The organism is Streptomyces sp. NPDC107654 (assembly GCF_055639035.1).
Genome location: NZ_JBVKBI010000001.1, coordinates 1 through 16,626, shown reverse-complemented (window position 1 = coordinate 16,626; position 16,626 = coordinate 1). Strand labels below are relative to the sequence as shown.

General features: G+C 70.7%; 15 protein-coding genes and 1 pseudogene. 10 read left to right on the top strand and 6 right to left on the bottom strand.

Features of this window, described 5'->3' with window-relative positions:
* Positions 1-48 precede the first annotated feature (48 nt).
* Positions 49-747 (bottom strand): DUF2293 domain-containing protein, encoded by a 699-nt coding sequence (locus ACZ7N4_RS00080; protein WP_471351912.1) that lies wholly within the window; start codon positions 745-747, stop codon positions 49-51.
* A gap of 452 nt (positions 748-1,199) precedes the next feature.
* Between ACZ7N4_RS00080 and ACZ7N4_RS00075 the strand changes: the two genes are divergently transcribed.
* Both ACZ7N4_RS00075 and ACZ7N4_RS00070 read left to right on the top strand, forming a co-directional pair.
* Positions 1,200-1,832: a nucleoside/nucleotide kinase family protein gene (locus ACZ7N4_RS00075; protein WP_471351909.1), complete on the top strand. Its 633-nt coding sequence runs from the start codon at positions 1,200-1,202 to the stop codon at positions 1,830-1,832.
* Between the two features lie 82 nt (positions 1,833-1,914).
* Positions 1,915-2,328 (top strand): PPOX class F420-dependent oxidoreductase, encoded by a 414-nt coding sequence (locus ACZ7N4_RS00070; RefSeq protein ID WP_471351907.1) that lies wholly within the window; start codon positions 1,915-1,917, stop codon positions 2,326-2,328.
* 57 nt (positions 2,329-2,385) lie between these two features.
* Here ACZ7N4_RS00070 and corA read toward each other — a convergent pair whose 3' ends face one another.
* Positions 2,386-3,513, bottom strand: a complete 1,128-nt coding sequence (gene corA / locus ACZ7N4_RS00065) for a magnesium/cobalt transporter CorA (protein WP_471351904.1) — start codon at positions 3,511-3,513, stop codon at positions 2,386-2,388.
* 175 nt (positions 3,514-3,688) lie between these two features.
* Here corA and ACZ7N4_RS00060 point away from each other — a divergent pair, with 175 nt between their 5' ends.
* Positions 3,689-4,483 carry a methyltransferase gene (locus tag ACZ7N4_RS00060; RefSeq protein WP_471351901.1) on the top strand — a complete coding sequence of 265 codons (795 nt, stop codon included), beginning with the start codon at positions 3,689-3,691 and terminating at the stop codon, positions 4,481-4,483.
* A gap of 267 nt (positions 4,484-4,750) precedes the next feature.
* Here the strand turns inward: ACZ7N4_RS00060 and ACZ7N4_RS00055 are convergent, their stop codons facing one another.
* On the bottom strand, positions 4,751-5,686 hold the full coding sequence (locus tag ACZ7N4_RS00055; RefSeq protein ID WP_471351898.1) for a carbohydrate kinase family protein: 936 nt from the start codon (positions 5,684-5,686) through the stop codon (positions 4,751-4,753).
* Positions 5,671-6,579 (bottom strand): pseudouridine-5'-phosphate glycosidase, encoded by a 909-nt coding sequence (locus ACZ7N4_RS00050; RefSeq protein WP_471351896.1) that lies wholly within the window; start codon positions 6,577-6,579, stop codon positions 5,671-5,673. The genes ACZ7N4_RS00055 and ACZ7N4_RS00050 overlap by 16 nt, the downstream gene beginning before the upstream one ends.
* A 99-nt stretch (positions 6,580-6,678) precedes the next feature.
* Between ACZ7N4_RS00050 and ACZ7N4_RS00045 the strand changes: the two genes are divergently transcribed.
* A complete protein-coding gene (locus ACZ7N4_RS00045) occupies positions 6,679-7,122 on the top strand; it encodes a VOC family protein (protein ID WP_471351893.1) in 444 nt (147 codons plus the stop codon).
* Positions 7,123-7,126: 4 nt separating this feature from the next.
* Here ACZ7N4_RS00045 and ACZ7N4_RS00040 read toward each other — a convergent pair whose 3' ends face one another.
* Entirely contained in the window at positions 7,127-7,681 is a 555-nt protein-coding gene (locus ACZ7N4_RS00040) for a methylated-DNA--[protein]-cysteine S-methyltransferase (protein WP_471351891.1), read from the bottom strand.
* Between the two features lie 41 nt (positions 7,682-7,722).
* Positions 7,723-8,595 (bottom strand): glycerophosphodiester phosphodiesterase, encoded by an 873-nt coding sequence (locus tag ACZ7N4_RS00035; RefSeq protein WP_471351889.1) that lies wholly within the window; start codon positions 8,593-8,595, stop codon positions 7,723-7,725.
* Positions 8,596-8,873: 278 nt separating this feature from the next.
* Here ACZ7N4_RS00035 and ACZ7N4_RS00030 point away from each other — a divergent pair, with 278 nt between their 5' ends.
* From ACZ7N4_RS00030 to ACZ7N4_RS00005, 6 genes and pseudogenes are all read left to right on the top strand, one after another.
* Positions 8,874-9,752: an MHYT domain-containing protein gene (locus tag ACZ7N4_RS00030; protein WP_471351887.1), complete on the top strand. Its 879-nt coding sequence runs from the start codon at positions 8,874-8,876 to the stop codon at positions 9,750-9,752.
* Between the two features lie 40 nt (positions 9,753-9,792).
* The gene (gene uvrB / locus ACZ7N4_RS00025) at positions 9,793-11,934 is read left to right on the top strand and encodes an excinuclease ABC subunit UvrB (protein ID WP_471351884.1); all 2,142 of its coding nucleotides are present in this window, start codon (positions 9,793-9,795) and stop codon (positions 11,932-11,934) included.
* A 173-nt stretch (positions 11,935-12,107) separates the two neighbouring features.
* Entirely contained in the window at positions 12,108-12,686 is a 579-nt protein-coding gene (locus tag ACZ7N4_RS00020) for a TerD family protein (RefSeq protein WP_471351882.1), read from the top strand.
* A 386-nt stretch (positions 12,687-13,072) separates the two neighbouring features.
* Positions 13,073-14,047: pseudogene (locus ACZ7N4_RS00015) on the top strand (TerD family protein); the annotation flags it as partial.
* Positions 14,048-14,270: 223 nt separating this feature from the next.
* Positions 14,271-15,272 carry a TerC family protein gene (locus tag ACZ7N4_RS00010; protein WP_471351879.1) on the top strand — a complete coding sequence of 334 codons (1,002 nt, stop codon included), beginning with the start codon at positions 14,271-14,273 and terminating at the stop codon, positions 15,270-15,272.
* A 162-nt stretch (positions 15,273-15,434) separates the two neighbouring features.
* Positions 15,435-16,535 (top strand): calcium:cation antiporter, encoded by a 1,101-nt coding sequence (locus tag ACZ7N4_RS00005; protein ID WP_471351877.1) that lies wholly within the window; start codon positions 15,435-15,437, stop codon positions 16,533-16,535.
* Positions 16,536-16,626: the final 91 nt, after the last annotated feature.

The window sequence follows — 16,626 nt, the reverse complement described above, 5'->3', positions numbered from 1 at the left end:
GGCCCCGGAGTCCCGCTCAGACCCCGGCACCGTGAACCGGTCACGATCTCAACCCGCCGCCTCCTCCCCGACCCCCTGCCACCCTCGGAGCACACTCTCCACGGCCGGGGCGATCCGACGACGCGCCTCAGACCACGGCACCCCTCTCATCAGCAGCTGGTCGTACGGCGTGTCCACGTGCCGTACGCCCGCCACGACGGCCGAGATCACCGCCCTCTCGGTCAGTGCCCGCCCGGCCGCGCTGCGCCCGACGCGACCGCTGCCCCGCACCGACGCATGGGCCGCGATGGCCCGCGCCCGGTCGGCCGGACAACCGGGGAACAACCGGAGGATCTCGGCCGCGAACGCCACCACGAACCGTTCGTCCTGCGCCGCTCTCCGCCGAGCGTCCCGTGCCCGCCGCCGGCGCCGCGCCTCCGCGTCCGCCAGACAGCGGGCCTCGGCCCGGGCCAGCGCCGGCTCCTCCACGAGCACGCCCTGGCGTTCGTAGCGGCTCCTGCGCCGATCGAACCGAACCACCACCACCGACAGGGTGCTCTCCTCCCGCGCCCTGCGGGTCAGTGCCGTGTCGCCACGCGGCAGGAACACCAGATGGCCGAGGTCGGCGCAGTCCAGGCACCGCGGCGCCCCGTCCTCCAGCATCAGCAGCGACAGCGGACCACGATGGCAGCGGGCGCACCGCTTCCGCTTGAGCGGCTGGACGACGACAAGCCGACCAGGGGAGTGGGGAGTTGCGGGAAACGCCATACGCGGTACTTTCCCTGCCACCGCCCGCCTCTCCCACGCCGCCCCGCGGTTTCCTCTCCCCGTCGACCCCGCCTTCGCGCCTCCTCTCCCTCCTTCGCCCGGCCGCGACCCATCGGCCCTCGGCCTGCACCGCGCAGCTGCTCCCCGTCGCCGCATACCGACCCGTCCGGGCGCCGCCGTGTCCCAGCTGTCGTGTTCAGGTGTCCGCGACCCGGCACCGCGCGTCCCCTGACCAGCGGACGTGAGCGCCCCCCAGCCTCGCTGCCGGCCCTTCCGCCTCACTCCCTTCCGCCATGACGGCACTCCCTTCCGCCATGACGGCCGTTTCACCCTCCCGACTGCGGCTCTTCACGCCACGCCCCCGCTCCGCCGCCCCGTGCCATCGGCTCCTCGCCACCGTCTCCTCGACAACACCCCGCCCTTCGGGCCGGCTGCCCGGCATCATGGGCCCTGTGCGACTCGAAGCGATCACCTGGGACCGGCTGGCCGAGCAGCTCGCCGATCGGCTGGCGGGTGCGGTGCCGGCCGATGGAGGGGCCTGGCAGCGCGTCGGCTTCGACGGTGCACCGGCCGCCGATCCAGGAGCCCTCGCCGCTCGGGTCGGCGAGGCGCTACGAGTGCGCGGCCGGCCCTCGCGAGTGATCGGCACCGATGGCTTCCTGCGCCCCGCCTCGCTCCGCCTGGAGCACGGGCGGCGGGACGCGGAGTCCTACTACAGCGGATGGTTCGACACGGGCGCCCTGTGGCGCGAGGTCTTCGCCCCGCTCGACCCCGGGGGCAGCGGGCGGATCCTGCCCGACCTGTGGGATCCGGCCACGGACCGGGCCACCCGCAGCCCGTACGTCCACCTCCCGCCCGGTGGCATCCTGCTGCTCCACGGCCCCCTCCTGCTGCGCCACTGGTTCCCCTTCGACCTCACCGTGCACCTCCTTCTCTCCCCGGGCGCATTGCGGCGCCGGACCCCCGAGGCCGGCCACTGGACCCTTCCCGCCTTCGAGCGCTACGAGGCGGAGACCGACCCTGCCGGTACGGCGGACGTCCTGGTCCGCGCCGACGACCCGCGCCACCCCGCTTGGAGCGGCTGAGCCGGTTGTTCCTCCGGAGATCCGGAACAGGCAGCCCGGCGAAAACCTTTTATATGCGCGCGCATGTAACTACAGTGATCTCATGACGCCCTCCCCAGTCACTCACGTGTCTTTCGACGACTCTCTGCGTGCTCTGCTGGACGGCAGGAACTTCGCCAGCGTCGCCACCCTCGGACCCGACGGCGCCCCGCAGAACTCCGTGGTCTGGATCAAGCGCGAGGGCGACACTGTGCTCTTCTCGTCCGTCGACCGCCGCCAGAAGGTGCGCAACCTCCTCCGCGACCCGCGCATCAGCCTCTCCGTCTTCGACCTGGCCAACCCGTATCACTCGGCCGAGATCCGAGGCGTCGCCGAGATCCTGCCGGACGAGGGCAAGCGCCTCCCGTACGAGCTGTCGCACAAATACCTCGGCATCGACCCGCCGGCGGAGAAGGACGACGAGGTCCGCGTGATCGTCAGGATCGTCCCGCGGAAAGTCGTGTCCTTCTCGCCCTGACCGGCGCACCGCCGAGCCCGCGCGGCCGCCGGGAACGGCGCCCCGCGGCCTCGCCGCTCACAGCCAGCCGTTGCGCCGGAAACCCCGGTACAACGCCAGACACGCCGTCGCCATCACCGCCATGACCAGCGGATAACCGAACCGCCAGTGCAGCTCCGGCATGTGGTCGAAATTCATGCCGTACACCCCGCACACCATCGTCGGCACGGCGACCACGGCGGCCCAGGCCGTGATCTTCCGCATGTCCTCGTTCTGCGCGACGGTCACCTGCGCGAGATGCGCCTGCAGGATGGAGTTGAGCAGCTCGTCGAACGCGGCGATCTGTTCCCTGACCCGGGTCAGATGGTCGAACACGTCCCGGAAGTAGGCCTGTATCTCCGGGGCGACGACCCGTATGGGCCGGGTGGCGAGATCCTCCACCGGGCGGCCCAGCGGCACCACCGCCCGCTTCAGCTCCAGCAGTTCACGTTTCATCTGGTAGATACGGCCCGGGTCGAGCCGCGCGCCGTTCTCCGAGAACACCTCCGTCTCGACCTGGTCGATGTCGGCCTGCACCGCGTCCGTGACGGTCAGGTAGTCGTCGACGACATGGTCGGCGATCGCGTGCAGCACCGCGGCCGGCCCCTTGGAGAGCTGATGCGGGTCCGCCTCCAACTCCTCGCGCAACGGGCCCAGCGAGCCGTGTCGGCCGTGCCGCACCGTGATCACGAAGTCCTTGCCGACGAACACCATGATCTCGCCGGTGTCCACCACCTCGCTGGTCGCCGTCAGCTGCTCGTGCTCCACGTAGCAGACCGTCTTGAACACCGCGAAGAGCGTGTCGCCGTAGTGCTCCAGCTTCGGCCGCTGATGTGCCTCGACCGCGTCCTCAACCGCCAGCGGATGCAAGTCGAACAGCTCGGCGATCCCCGCGAACTCTCGGTCCGTCGGCTCGTGCAGTCCAAGCCAGACGAAGCCCTCACCGGCCTTCCGTACCAGCCGCACCGCGTCCACCAGGTCGGCAGACCCGGGCACGCGCACCCCGTCCTGGTACGTCACGCAGTTCACCACAGACGAGCCCAGCGGCGATCTGGCGGGATGGCTCAGGTCCACGCGCGGCCGGCGCCGGGCCAGCCGCGCCACCTTGCGCAGTCCGCCGACCCTGCCAAGCCCCGTGACCTTCCGCAGATTCCCTGCCATCGGCATCTGGATCTCCTCGCGTGGATCCCCTCGCACAACGCTTTCGCGCCTTGCCCGGCAAGTGTGCCAGCCCCCGGTACAACGCGGGCGAGCCTGTGGGAACAGCGAGTTCCGCTTGGTTCCCGCCTGTGGACGAAGCAGCGACCGGGCAGGGCGGCCGGGAGACTGCGAGGATCGGAGCATGACGCGAGCGGACGGGTACCTCCTGGACAACCGGCAAAAGGAAGCGGGCGAGCGCTTCGACGCCTTCACCGCCCTCTTCGACCCCACGACCTTCCGGCACCTCGAAGGACTCGGCATCGGGCCCGGCTGGCGCTGCTGGGAAGTCGGGGCCGGCGGGACATCCGTCGTGTCCTGGCTCGCCGAGAAGGTGGGGCCGGCCGGTCAGGTCGTCGCCACCGACATCGACACCTCACGGCTCACCGCCGCGGCCCGCCCACCGGTGGAGGTCCGCGTGCACGACGTGGGCGCCGAGAAGCCGCCGGGGGAGGGCTTCGACCTCGTCCACGCCCGGCTGGTCCTCGTCCATGTGCCCGACCGGGAACGGGCGTTGCGGTCCATGGTCGAGGCCCTGCGCCCCGGCGGCCGACTGCTGGTCGAGGACGCCGACCCGGCCCTCCAACCCCTGACCTGCCCCGACGAGTACGGCCCGGAGCAGCGGCTCGCCAACCGGCTGCGCCGAGGCTTCCGCACGCTGCTCGCCGACCGCGGCGCGGACCTGTCCTACGGCCGTAGACTCCCGCGGCTGCTCCGGCAGGCCGGACTGCGGGACGTGGAGGCCGAGGCGTACTTCCCCGTGGCCTCACCCGCCTGCACCGCCCTGGAGGACGCGACGGTCCGCCAGATCCGGGACCGGCTCGTCTCCGCCGGCCTGGCCACCGACGCGGAGATCGACCAGCACCTCGCCAACGTGGAGTCCGGCACCATGGACCTGACCACCGCCCCGATGATCTCCGCGTGGGGCCGCAAGGGATAGCCGAACCGGAGGCCACCGGCGGAGCCGGACAGTTTCCGCGGACCTGGCCGACTGCTGCGCCGAACCGTTCCCTCGGGTGTCGCCTACTGCTGTGCCGAACCGTTTCCGCAGGCGTCGCCTACTGCCGCTACTGCTCTGCCGGACCGATTCCGCAGGCGCGGCCTACAGCTGCCGGCCCCGGACCGTTTCCGCAGGCTGGCCGCCCGCTGCCCCGAAGTCCCGGTGCCACGGGCGCTCATCGACGAGACCGGCATTCGGCTCGCCCGCCTAGCCCCCGCTCCCCTGACGCGGCGGCCTGCCGCCCACCCGTCGTACCGCGTCGGCCCCGGCTCCACAGCCCCGTTCCGCCGCCTCCTCCGCGGTTGCGCCGGCCAGCAGCGCGGCAAGGAACGCGCCGGTGAAGGCGTCACCCGCGCCCGTGGTGTCCCGGGGCACCGCCGGCACAGCGGGAATCCGGGCCAGTACGGTCCCGGAGCGGGCCACCAGTGCCCCGTCCGCACCGGCCTTGGCCACCACCAGCGGTACGAGCCGGCTCAGCTTGGCTGCCGCGTCCGCCGGATCCGGCAGCCCGGTCAGCAGACACGCCTCGTCCCGGCTGGGCAGCAGCAGATCCAGCCCCTCCGCGAACGCCAGGAAACGGTCCACCCCCAGTTCCGCCAGGAAGCCGGACGACGCTGGGTCCAGGCTCACCGGCACGCCACGCGCGCGTGCCGCCGCGATCGCCTTCTCGGCGAGCGCCCGGCTCGGCTCCGTGAACAGCAGATAGCCCGACAGGTGCAGCCGGGCCACCCCGTCGAGCAGCCCCTCCGACCAGTCGGCCGGGTCCAGCCGCAGGGACGCCCCGCTGTCCGTCAGGAACGTCCGCTCGGCCGCCGCACCCGCGTCGACGAGGCAGATCACGGTCCCCGTCGCCGCCTCCGGGTCCACCACGAGCCGGGGCCGCACCCCTGCCGAGACGAGCTCACGCTCGTGCCACACGGCGGCGTCCGCACCCACCCGCCCCAGCAGCCGTACGTCCGCGCAGCCCGCGTGAGCGGCCCAGCAGGCCACGTTGGCGCCCGCGCCGCCCGGCAGCGTCCGGATCACGGCCGCCGTATCGGTGCCGGCCGCGAGCGGATCCCGGTGCCGGGCCACCACATCGGTGACCACGTCCCCGACGACCAGCAGCGCTCTGTTCCGGCCCGCGGTCACCCCCAGGTCCACGCGGTGGCGATCCGTGCCGCCAGCCGTACGTTGCCGCGCACCGCCGCCAGGTTGGCGCTCAGGGAGGCCCCGTCGGTGTGCCGGACCAGGTAGTCCAGCAGGAACGGTGTCACCGCCTGCCCGGTGACACCCCGCTCCTCGCACTCGCGCAGCGCGTCGGCGAGCACGCGCGCGTGCAGTTCGGGATCGAGTTGTTCCGCCTCCGGCACCGGATGGGCGACGATCAACGCCGACCCCGGTGCGTCCAGCGCGTCCTGGGCGCGCATGACGGCGGCGACCTGCTCCGGGGTCTTCAGCGTCCAGTCGACCGGATATCCCGAATCCGACAGGTAGAAGCCGGGGAACCGGTCCGTGCCGTACCCGGCGACGGAAACGCCCAGAGTCTCCAGCCGCTGCAGCGTCGCCGGCACGTCCAGGATCGACTTCACGCCCGCGCACACCACTGTGATCCTTGTACGCGCCAGCAGCCCCAGGTCGGCCGACTCGTCCTGCGTCACCGTCCACTCCCGGTGCACACCGCCCAGCCCGCCGGTGGCGAACACCCTCACTCCCGCCAGCGCGGCCAGCTGCGCCGTCGCCGACACGGTGGTCGCGCCGCTCGCCCCCGCCGCCACCGCGAGCGGCAGGTCCCGGTGGCCCAGCTTGCGTATCCCGTCCTCGTTCGCGACCCGCTCCAGCTGCTGCTTGTCCAGGCCGACCCGGGGCCGTCCGTCGAGCACCGCGACGGTCGCCGGCACGGCACCCTCCCGCCGCACCGCCTCCTCCAGCTCCAGCGCCACCCGCAGGTTGCGCGGACGGGGCAGGCCGTGCGCGATGATCGTGGACTCAAGGGCCACCACCGGCCGCCCCGCGTCGATCGCTTCCCGGACTTCCTCCGACACCACCAGCACCACGTGCCCGCCTCCTGTCCGTCGGTCCTTCCTCATCTCTGGCGGGCACCGGCCGCGGCTAAACGCTTGTGGCCGGTGAGGGAGGCCATCAGCCTGGGACACATGACGAACAACACCACGCGCCTCGACCACGTCGTCCTGTGGGTGACCGACCCGGTCGCCGCAGCCGTCTTCTACGACACGGCCGTCGGCCTGGAACCGGTCAACGTCGCCGAGTTCGTGCAGGGGACGGTGTCCTTCCCCTCCGCCCGCGTCAACGAGGAGACCATCCTCGATCTCGCCCCGAAGACCCTCGTCGAACGGATGCGGATGCTGCCCGGCTCCGTCGCCGGCGCGGGCCACCCGGTCAACCACGTCTGTCTGTCCCTGCCGGCCGACGCCTTCGACGCCCTGCGCGCCCGCCTGGAGGACCACGACGTCCCCGTGTCGGACATCGACCACGGCTTGTCCGGCGCCCGCGGCAACGCCACGCGCAGCTTCTACTTCCGCGACCCCGACGGCAACGTCTTCGAGGCCCGGCACTACGACGAGCAGCCGCGTCCCTGACCGCTCAGAACAGCGGTTCCGGCAGCACACCCTCCAGGGCGAGCAGCTTCCGCTTGGTCTCCAGCCCGCCCCCGAAACCGCCGATGCCGCCGTCGCTCTCCACCACCCGGTGGCACGGCACCACGACCGGCAGCGGATTCGCCCCCATCGCCACACCGACCGCCTGCGCCCCGCCGGGCTGCCCGACCCGCCCCGCCAGATCGCCGTACCCCACCACGGTGCCGTACGGCACACCGGACGCCAGCTCGCGCAGGACCTGCCGGTTGAACCCGGAGATCAGCGACCAGTCCAGGGGCAGGTCGAAGTCGTGCCGCTCGCCCGCGAAGTACGCCCGCAGCTGGCGTATCGCCTCCGCCAGCAACGGCGATCCCGGATGCTCCACGGGCTCGCCGCCCAGCCGGGCGGCCAGCCGCTCCAGTGCCCGGTCGCGCACCGTGTCCGAGGCGTGGAAGACGACGTTGACCAGGCCGTCGCGGGTCGCCGCCAGCATCAGCGGGCCGATGTCCGTGCCCACGACGGCCCACACGACCCGCTGCTCATCCTGCCCATGGCTGTCCATGCGCTCACAGTACGACCCGCCACTGACAACGCCCGCCCGGCTCAGCTCCCGTCCAGCGCCGCCCGTACCACGTCGGGCTTGTTGGAGATGATCCCGTCACCCCCGTACCCGGCGACCCTGCGGGCGGCGGCCGCGTCGTCCACCGTCCAGGCGAACAACCGGAGCGGCCTGCCGTGCGGCCCGTCGAAGGCGTGCACGGTCGCGACGTACTCCGGGGACAGCGACCCGTACGAGGGGTTGACCATGTCGGTGAAACGAGCGAACCCGTGCAGCTGTGCCACGGTCGGCGTACCGAGATAGCCGGTGATCACCGCGGGCCTCAGCTCGTGCACCGTCCGCACGCTGTCGGCGCTGAAGCTCTGCACGATCAGCCGCTCCAGGTGCCGGCGGTCCAGCCAGCCCTCGTTGCCGAGGAGCCTCAGCGTCTGACGCTCGATGCCCGGGTACAGCTCGGGACTCTTGATCTCCAGGAGCAGCTTCTCGTGGTTGTGCTCGACCCGGCGCATGTACTGCCTCAGGGTTGGCACGCGCGTGCCCGCGTACGCGGGGGAGAACCAGCTGCCCGCGTCCAGCCGGGCGATCTCGGCCGCGGTGAAGTCCCCCACCTTCCAGGGCGCACGGCCGGGGAAGACGTCCTCGACGTTCGTGGTCCGCTGCAGGGTCTCGTCGTGCAGGACCACCAGCTCGCCGTCCCTGGTGCGCTGGACGTCGTTCTCCACCCAGGAGAAGCCCAGCTGGGCGGCCTTGTCGATGGCGGCCAGCGTGTTCTCGGGGGCGTAGGCGGAGGCGCCCCGGTGGGCGACCACCGTGGGCACGTGCACCTCGCGTGCGCGTGCGGCCGAAGTGGGGCTCAGCAGGGCCACGGCCGTTCCCAGGGCCGCGGCCACGGCGGCGGCGACCACGCGTGCGTACATGCGTCCTCCTCGCGTCGAGCGAATACCGACAGCACCAGACTGACAGCAACGGGTCAACAGCACCCGGGCGCACCATGGCCACAGATCGAATGGTGATGTCCAGGTCCGCTCACCGGTGCCGCACATCTGCGGCAAGGACGTGTTTCTTTGCCGGAAAGTCGTTCGACCATTCCGGTGGGGGTCATACTCTCTGCGACAACCCTGACCGCCCGCGCGGTCCTGGGACGGGGGCATATTCAGGAATTCCGGGACGCAAGAAGGCGGAAGGGCAGCCGCGGATGCAAGGCACGGTCGACGGATTCAGCTACGGGGCCGTCACCCCGTTGGTGGCCTATCTGATGGCGTGCCTCGGCGGCGCCCTCGGCCTGCGCTGCACCACACGCTCCCTGCTTGTCACCCACTCGCGGCGCCCCGCCTGGCTGGCCCTCGGGTCGGCGGCGATCGGCTCCGGCATCTGGACCATGCACTTCGTCGCCATGATGGGCTTCACCATCAAGGAGGCGCCGGTCCACTACGACAAGGCGCTCACCTACGCGAGCCTCGGCCTCGCCGTCGTCATGGTCGGCGTCGGGATCTTCATCGTCGGCTACCGGGGCGCCACCGGTACGCCCCTGTTCACCGGCGGCACGATCACCGGTCTCGGCGTCGCCTCCATGCACTACCTCGGCATGGCGGGCGTCCGCTTCCACGGGCGGTTCACCTACAACACGCTCACCGTCGCCGCCTCTGTCGTCATAGCGGTCGTGGCCGCCACCGCCGCCCTGTGGGCCGCCGGACAGGTGCGGGGCTTCCTGTGGAGCGTCGGAGCGAGTCTCGTCATGGGACTCGCGGTCAGCGGCATGCACTACACCGGGATGGCCGCCCTCAGCGTCCACCTCGACGGGGCCTCCCACACCGCCGGCGGCGCCCCCGAGGCATCCGTGCTCGCGCCCATGCTGATCGGCCCGCTGGCCTTCCTGCTCCTCGCCGGCGTCGTCGTGATCTTCGACCCGCTCATGATCACGGGCCGGCCCGACGGGAGGCCCGTCGAGCACAAACCGGGCGTCCCGGCCGCCGCCGTCGCCACGCACACGGAGCGCCGCCCCGCCCTCCACGAGGGGCGCCGGCCGGCCCCCCGGCCCGAGCACCACGGCTCCCGGACCCCGCAGAACCGCTGACCGGAGCCCGTTGTCAGTGGGGGGTCGTACGGTTGATGTCATGCGGCCCGTTTCCCACATCGAACGCACGGTGGCGCCTTTCGAGGTCGTCAGCCCCTACCAGCCCAGCGGTGACCAGCCGGCGGCCATCGCCGAGCTGGCCAAGCGCATCGAGGCCGGTGAGAAGGACGTCGTCCTCCTGGGCGCGACCGGCACCGGCAAGTCCGCCACCACCGCGTGGATGATCGAGAAGCTCCAGCGCCCCACCCTCGTGATGGCGCCGAACAAGACGCTGGCCGCCCAGCTGGCGAACGAGTTCCGCGAGTTGCTGCCGAACAACGCGGTCGAGTACTTCGTCTCGTACTACGACTACTACCAGCCCGAGGCCTACGTCCCCCAGTCGGACACCTACATCGAGAAGGACTCCTCGATCAACGAGGAGGTCGAGCGCCTGCGCCACTCGGCCACCAACTCGCTGCTCACCCGCCGCGACGTCGTCGTGGTCGCCTCGGTGTCGTGCATCTACGGCCTCGGTACGCCCCAGGAGTACGTGGACCGCATGGTCCCCCTCCGGGTCGGCGACGAGATCGACCGGGACGAGCTGCTGCGCCGCTTCGTCGACATCCAGTACACGCGCAACGACATGGCCTTCAGCCGCGGCACCTTCCGGGTCCGCGGCGACACCATCGAGATCTTCCCGGTCTACGAGGAGCTGGCCGTCCGCATCGAGATGTTCGGCGACGAGATCGAGGCCCTCTCCACGCTGCACCCGATCACCGGGGAGATCATCAGCGACGACCAGCAGCTCTACGTCTTCCCCGCCTCCCACTACGTCGCGGGTCCCGAGCGCATGGAGCGGGCCGTCAACGACATCGAGAAGGAGCTGGGGGAGCGCCTCGCCGAGCTGGAGAAGCAGGGCAAGCTCCTGGAGGCCCAGCGTCTTCGTATGCGCACCACGTACGACATCGAGATGCTCCGCCAGATCGGCACCTGCTCCGGCGTGGAGAACTACTCGATGCACTTCGACGGCCGCCTGCCCGGCTCCCCGCCCAACACCCTGCTGGACTACTTCCCGGACGACTTCCTGCTCGTCATCGACGAGTCGCACGTGACCGTCCCGCAGATCGGCGCGATGTACGAGGGTGACGCCTCCCGCAAGCGCACCCTCGTGGACCACGGCTTCCGCCTGCCCTCCGCCCTGGACAACCGCCCCCTGAAGTGGGAGGAGTTCCAGGAGCGCATCGGACAGACCGTCTACCTGTCGGCCACCCCGGGCTCCTACGAGATGTCCCGCTCGGACGGCGTGGTCGAGCAGATCATCCGCCCGACCGGCCTGGTCGACCCGGAGGTCGTGGTCAAGCCCACCGAGGGCCAGATCGACGACCTGGTGCACGAGATCCGCAAGCGCACCGAGAAGGATGAGCGGGTCCTCGTCACCACGCTGACCAAGAAGATGGCCGAGGACCTCACCGACTACTTCCTGGAACTCGGCATCCAGGTCCGTTATCTGCACAGCGACGTCGACACCCTGCGCCGTATCGAGCTGCTGCGTGAGCTGCGTGCCGGTGAGTACGACGTCCTGGTCGGCATCAACCTGCTCCGTGAGGGCCTCGACCTGCCCGAGGTGTCCCTGGTGGCGATCCTGGACGCCGACAAGGAGGGCTTCCTCCGCTCGGGCACCTCGCTGATCCAGACCATCGGCCGCGCGGCACGCAATGTCTCCGGCCAGGTCCACATGTACGCCGACAAGATCACCCCGGCGATGGAGAAGGCCATCGAGGAGACCAACCGCCGCCGGGAGAAGCAGGTCGCCTACAACAAGGCGAACGGCATCGACCCCCAGCCCCTGCGCAAGAAGATCAACGATATCGTCGCGCAGATCGCCCGCGAGGAGGTCGACACCGAGCAACTCCTCGGCTCCGGTTACCGCAAGACGAAGGACGGCAAGGGCGCGAAGGCCCCCGTCCCGTCGCTCGGTGACAAGGCGGCCAAGGGGGGCGCGAAGGCCGGCAAGGCCGCCAAGGGCAAGACGGTACCCACGGACCGTCCGGCGGCCGAACTGGCCGAGCAGATCGAGGAGATGACCGAGCGCATGCGCGCCGCCGCCGCGGAGCTGCAGTTCGAGGTCGCGGCCCGGCTGCGTGACGAGGTCTCGGAGATGAAGAAGGAACTGCGTCAGATGCGGGAGGCCGGCCTCGCCTGAACCCGCAGGGCAACGCCGGCCCCCGGCATGAGCGCCGAGTGTTGCAACACCGACACAAAGCGCGAGTCGGGGGTCGGCACTGTCAGCGGCCCTGCGTAGGGTTTTGACAACCGCGCCGGTGCGCAGCGACAGCTCGGCGCGGCAACAGGGGACCTTCGAGAGGGGATTCAGCCGTGTCCGTCAACTTGTCCAAGGGTCAGGCCATCAGCCTGGAGAAGAAGGACGGAGGCACCCTGACCGCGGTCCGCATGGGGCTGGGCTGGCAGGCGGCGAAGCGGCGCGGGCTCTTCGGCTCCCGCACACGTGAGATCGACCTGGACGCCTCGGCGGTCCTCTTCGCCGGCGCGGAGCCCAAGGACGTCGTCTTCTTCCGCCATCTGGTGAGCGACGACGGCTCCGTGCGCCACACCGGTGACAACCTCGTCGGCGGCGCCGGACAGGGCGGCGACGACGAGGCGATCCTGGTGGACCTCCAGCGCGTCCCGGTCCACATCGACCAGATCGTCTTCACGGTGAACTCCTTCACCGGCCAGACTTTCCAGGAGGTGCAGAACGCCTTCTGCCGTCTCGTGGACGAGACCAACGGTCAGGAACTCGCCCGCTACACCCTGGCCGGCGGCGGCGAGTACACCGCCCAGATCATGGCCAAGGTCCACCGGTCGGGCACCGGCTGGACGATGACCGCCATCGGCGCCCCGGCCAACGGACGCACCTTCCAGGACCTGATGCCGACGATCGTGCCGCACCTCTAGACGCACCGCCCGCTCGACCGGCGCGGTGGCGCTTCCGCGGCGGCGGCACGGCGGCGAGTCCGGCGCGCCGATCAGGGCGGTACGCACGACGGAACGACACAGGGGGCGACGGCGATGGCGGCTGAGCTGGTGCGGGGACAGAACCACCCGCTGCCCCGGGTCCGGCTGGAGATCCGGATCTCGGCAGGGGTGCCGGTACTGGCCGGAGTCACACTCGCCGACGAACACGGCACGGTGCACGGCCGGGAGGGGGTGGCCGGCCCCGGCACCCCAGCACCGCCCTCCGTCGAGGCGCCCCGCCTGGCCGCCGCCGAGCCCCGCCTGGCCGTCGACCTGACCGCCCTGCCCGAGGCCGTGCACAGGGTCGACGTGTTCCTCGCCCTGCGGCCCTCGCCGACCCGCGTCAACGGCTCGGCACCGCGAGCGACGCCGCCCGCGAGGCGGCCCACACTCGCCGGACCCAGCTGGCCGACCAGGCACGCACGGCCATCGACCGCGATCTGGCCCAGCTCGCCGCCGAGGCCGAGGTCGTCGAACCCGCGCTCCCACCCGCCTTCGCCCGCTGGGACAGCCCCGTCTGGCACGCCTACCGGGCCCCAGACGAGCCGCCGATCGCCTTGCGGCTAGGCGATGTCCACCTGTCCGAAAGCGTGCCTCTGCGCCTCCCGCTGCTGGTCAGGATGCCGCTGGAACGCGGTCTGTGGATCGACAGCGGTCCGACGCGGGCCACCGATGACGGTGTGCCCGACTCCGCCGGGCTACGGCACCTGGCCATGGCGGTGGCGGTCGCCCTCGCGGCGCGTGTGCTCGCCGTGCACCCGCCCGGGGCCTTCGGCGTCCAGGTCATCGACCCGGCCGGTGCCGGGTCGCAGGCGTTGCTTCCGCTGACGCGGTCCGGAGTCCTGGCCGCGCCGCCCGCGACCGGGGCGGTGGGGGTCGCGCAGGTGTTGGAGCGCCTCACCCGGCGGGTCGACCTGGTCCAGATGGCGGTGCGTGGCGGCGCGGCCGAGTCGCTGCCGGCCGATGTGGACACCGCCCAGCACCTGCTGGTCGTCAATGACTTTCCGCACGGGTTCTACGACCGTTCGGTGACGCGGCTGCGCTATCTCGCCGACGAAGGCCCGGCCGTCGGCGTGCACCTCCTGCTGGTGGCCGACCGTGAGGACGCCGCCGCCTACGGTCCCTTGCTCGATCCGTTGTGGCGTTCGCTGCTGCGACTCACTCCGCTGCCCGACGACCACCTGGCGGATCCGTGGGTCGGTCACGCCTGGACGTACGAGCCCTCACTCGTCCCGGTCGGCAGCGACATCCTCCAGGTGGTGCTCGCCGAGGTGACCAGAGCTCGCATCAAGCAGTGGTAAAGCCCTCTGACCTCGCAACTTGGTGATTCTTTTACTGGACGCTTTACCTTCCCTTGGGGATTGGGGTACTCTCATCCGTACGGAGGGGAGTACTCCCTGACTGCGGCGCACCCGTCAGTACGGACCGGTCCGGGTCCCGGGGCGTCGGCCCATCGCGGGTGGAAGAGACCTCCGGCAGCGACAACGCTGATGTGTTTGCCGTCACGTAACTGCCGGAGGTGCAGTGGAAGTCTCCATGGGCCTGTGGGTCCTCACCATCGTTGGTCTCGCCGCCCTGATCGCGGTCGACTTCTTCATCGGCCGCAAGCCGCACGAGGTGTCGATCAAGGAAGCGGGCATCTGGACGGTCGTCTGGATCGTCCTGGCCGGTCTTTTCGGGCTCGGTCTGCTCGTCTTCGGCGGCGGTCAGCCGGCCGGCGAGTTCTTCGCGGGCTTCATCACCGAGAAGTCGCTGAGCGTCGACAACCTCTTCGTCTTCGTCCTGATCATGGCGAAGTTCGCGGTGCCCACCCAGTACCAGCAGCGCGTCCTGCTCGTCGGCGTCCTCATAGCCCTGGTCCTGCGGGCCGTCTTCATCGCCGCCGGGGCCGCGATCCTCGCCAGCTTCTCCTGGGTGTTCTACCTCTTCGGCGCCTTCCTGATATGGACCGCCTGGAAGCTCATCCAGGAGGCCCGCGCGGACGAGGAGGACGAGGAGTACGAGGAGAACAAGCTGCTGAAGGCCGCGGAGCGCAGGTTCGGCGTGGCCGACCGGTACCACGGCACCAAGCTGTGGATACAGCAGAACGGCAAGCGCGTCATGACCCCGATGCTGGTCGTGATGCTCGCCATCGGTACCACCGACGTGCTGTTCGCCCTGGACTCCATCCCCGCGATCTTCGGACTGACCCAGGACCCGTACATCGTCTTCACCGCCAACGCCTTCGCCCTGATGGGTCTGCGGCAGTTGTACTTCCTCATCGGCGGCCTGCTCAAGAAGCTGGTCCACCTCTCGTACGGCCTGTCAATCATCCTCGGCTTCATCGGGGTGAAGCTGGTGCTGCACGCCCTGCACGAGTCCGGTGTCCACGTGCCCGAGATCAGCATCCCGGTCTCGCTCGGTGTGATCTGCGCGGTCCTCGCCGTCACCACGATCACCAGCCTGCTGGCCACCAGGAAGCAGGGGGCCGTCGAGGCTGCGCAGGCCGGAGGCGAGGGCGCTCGGAAGGACAGCGTCGACGTCTGACGGCGACGACGCGGAAGCCCGCGATCCCGCACTGCTCCCCAGCGGGGTCTCGTCGCGACGCGGGGCCCGGTCCCACCGGCACCGGGCCTCGCAGCCGAAAAGATGAGAGGTGTCCGAAAAGAGTGGAATGCGAACCCTGTAGGTCTCTGCGACCATCGCCGCATGATCACTCGGCTCCGGTCGCTCACCCCTTCATGGACGATCCTCGTGCCGGTGCTCGCGATCGTCCTGCTGGTCTTCACCTGGGGCCGAGACCTGCCCGGCGCGGTCGTCGGCCTGGTCACCGTCGTCCTCGCCGGGTCCGTCCTCGCGGCGGTGCACCACGCCGAGGTGGTCGCCCACCGGGTCGGTGAGCCCTTCGGTTCCCTGGTGCTCGCCATTGCCGTCACGGTCATCGAGGTGGCTCTCATCGTCACACTGATGGCGGACGGCGGGGACAAGAGTTCCACCCTGGCCCGGGACACGGTCTTCGCCGCCGTGATGATCACCTGCAACGGCGTCGTCGGACTGAGCCTGCTGGTCGCCTCCCTGCGGCACGGCACGGCAGTCTTCAACCCCGAGGGCACGGGTGCGGCGCTGGCCACGGTGGCCACACTGGCCACGCTCAGCCTGGTGCTGCCGACCTTCACCACCAGCAAGCCCGGACCCGAGTTCTCCAGCGTCCAGCTGACCTTCGCCGCGCTGTCCTCACTGATCCTTTACGGCCTGTTCGTGGCCACCCAGACCGTGCGCCACCGTGACTACTTCCTGCCCATCACCCGACAGGGCGAGGTCATCACCGACGACGACCACGCCCGGCCCCCGTCCGCGCGCACCGCCTGGACCAGCCTCGCCCTGCTCGCGCTGGCCCTGATCGGCGTGGTCGGCCTGGCCAAGGGCGTGTCACCCACGATCGAGTCGGGCGTGGCGGCGGCGGGCCTGCACCACGCCGTGGTCGGCGTGATCATCGCCCTGCTCGTCCTGCTGCCCGAGACGATCGCCGCACTGCGCTCCGCCCGCCGTGACCGGGTGCAGACCAGCCTCAACCTCGCGCTCGGCTCCGCGATGGCCAGCATCGGTCTGACCATCCCGGCCGTGGCGCTCGCCTCGGTCTGGCTGTCCGGGCCGCTCGTCCTCGGCCTCGGCGCGACCCACATGCTGCTGCTCGTGCTGACCGTGGTGGTCAGCTCCCTGACCGTGGTGCCGGGCCGGGCCACCCCCCTGCAGGGCGGCGTCCACCTCGTGCTGTTCGCGGCCTACCTGGAACTGGCGATCAACCCTTAGACGTCATCTCATTTGGTGAGTCTGCGGTAGCAGATGAGGGTGCAGGCGATGGCGGTGAAGGCCAGGAAGTGCTCGGCCTTGCGTTCGTAGC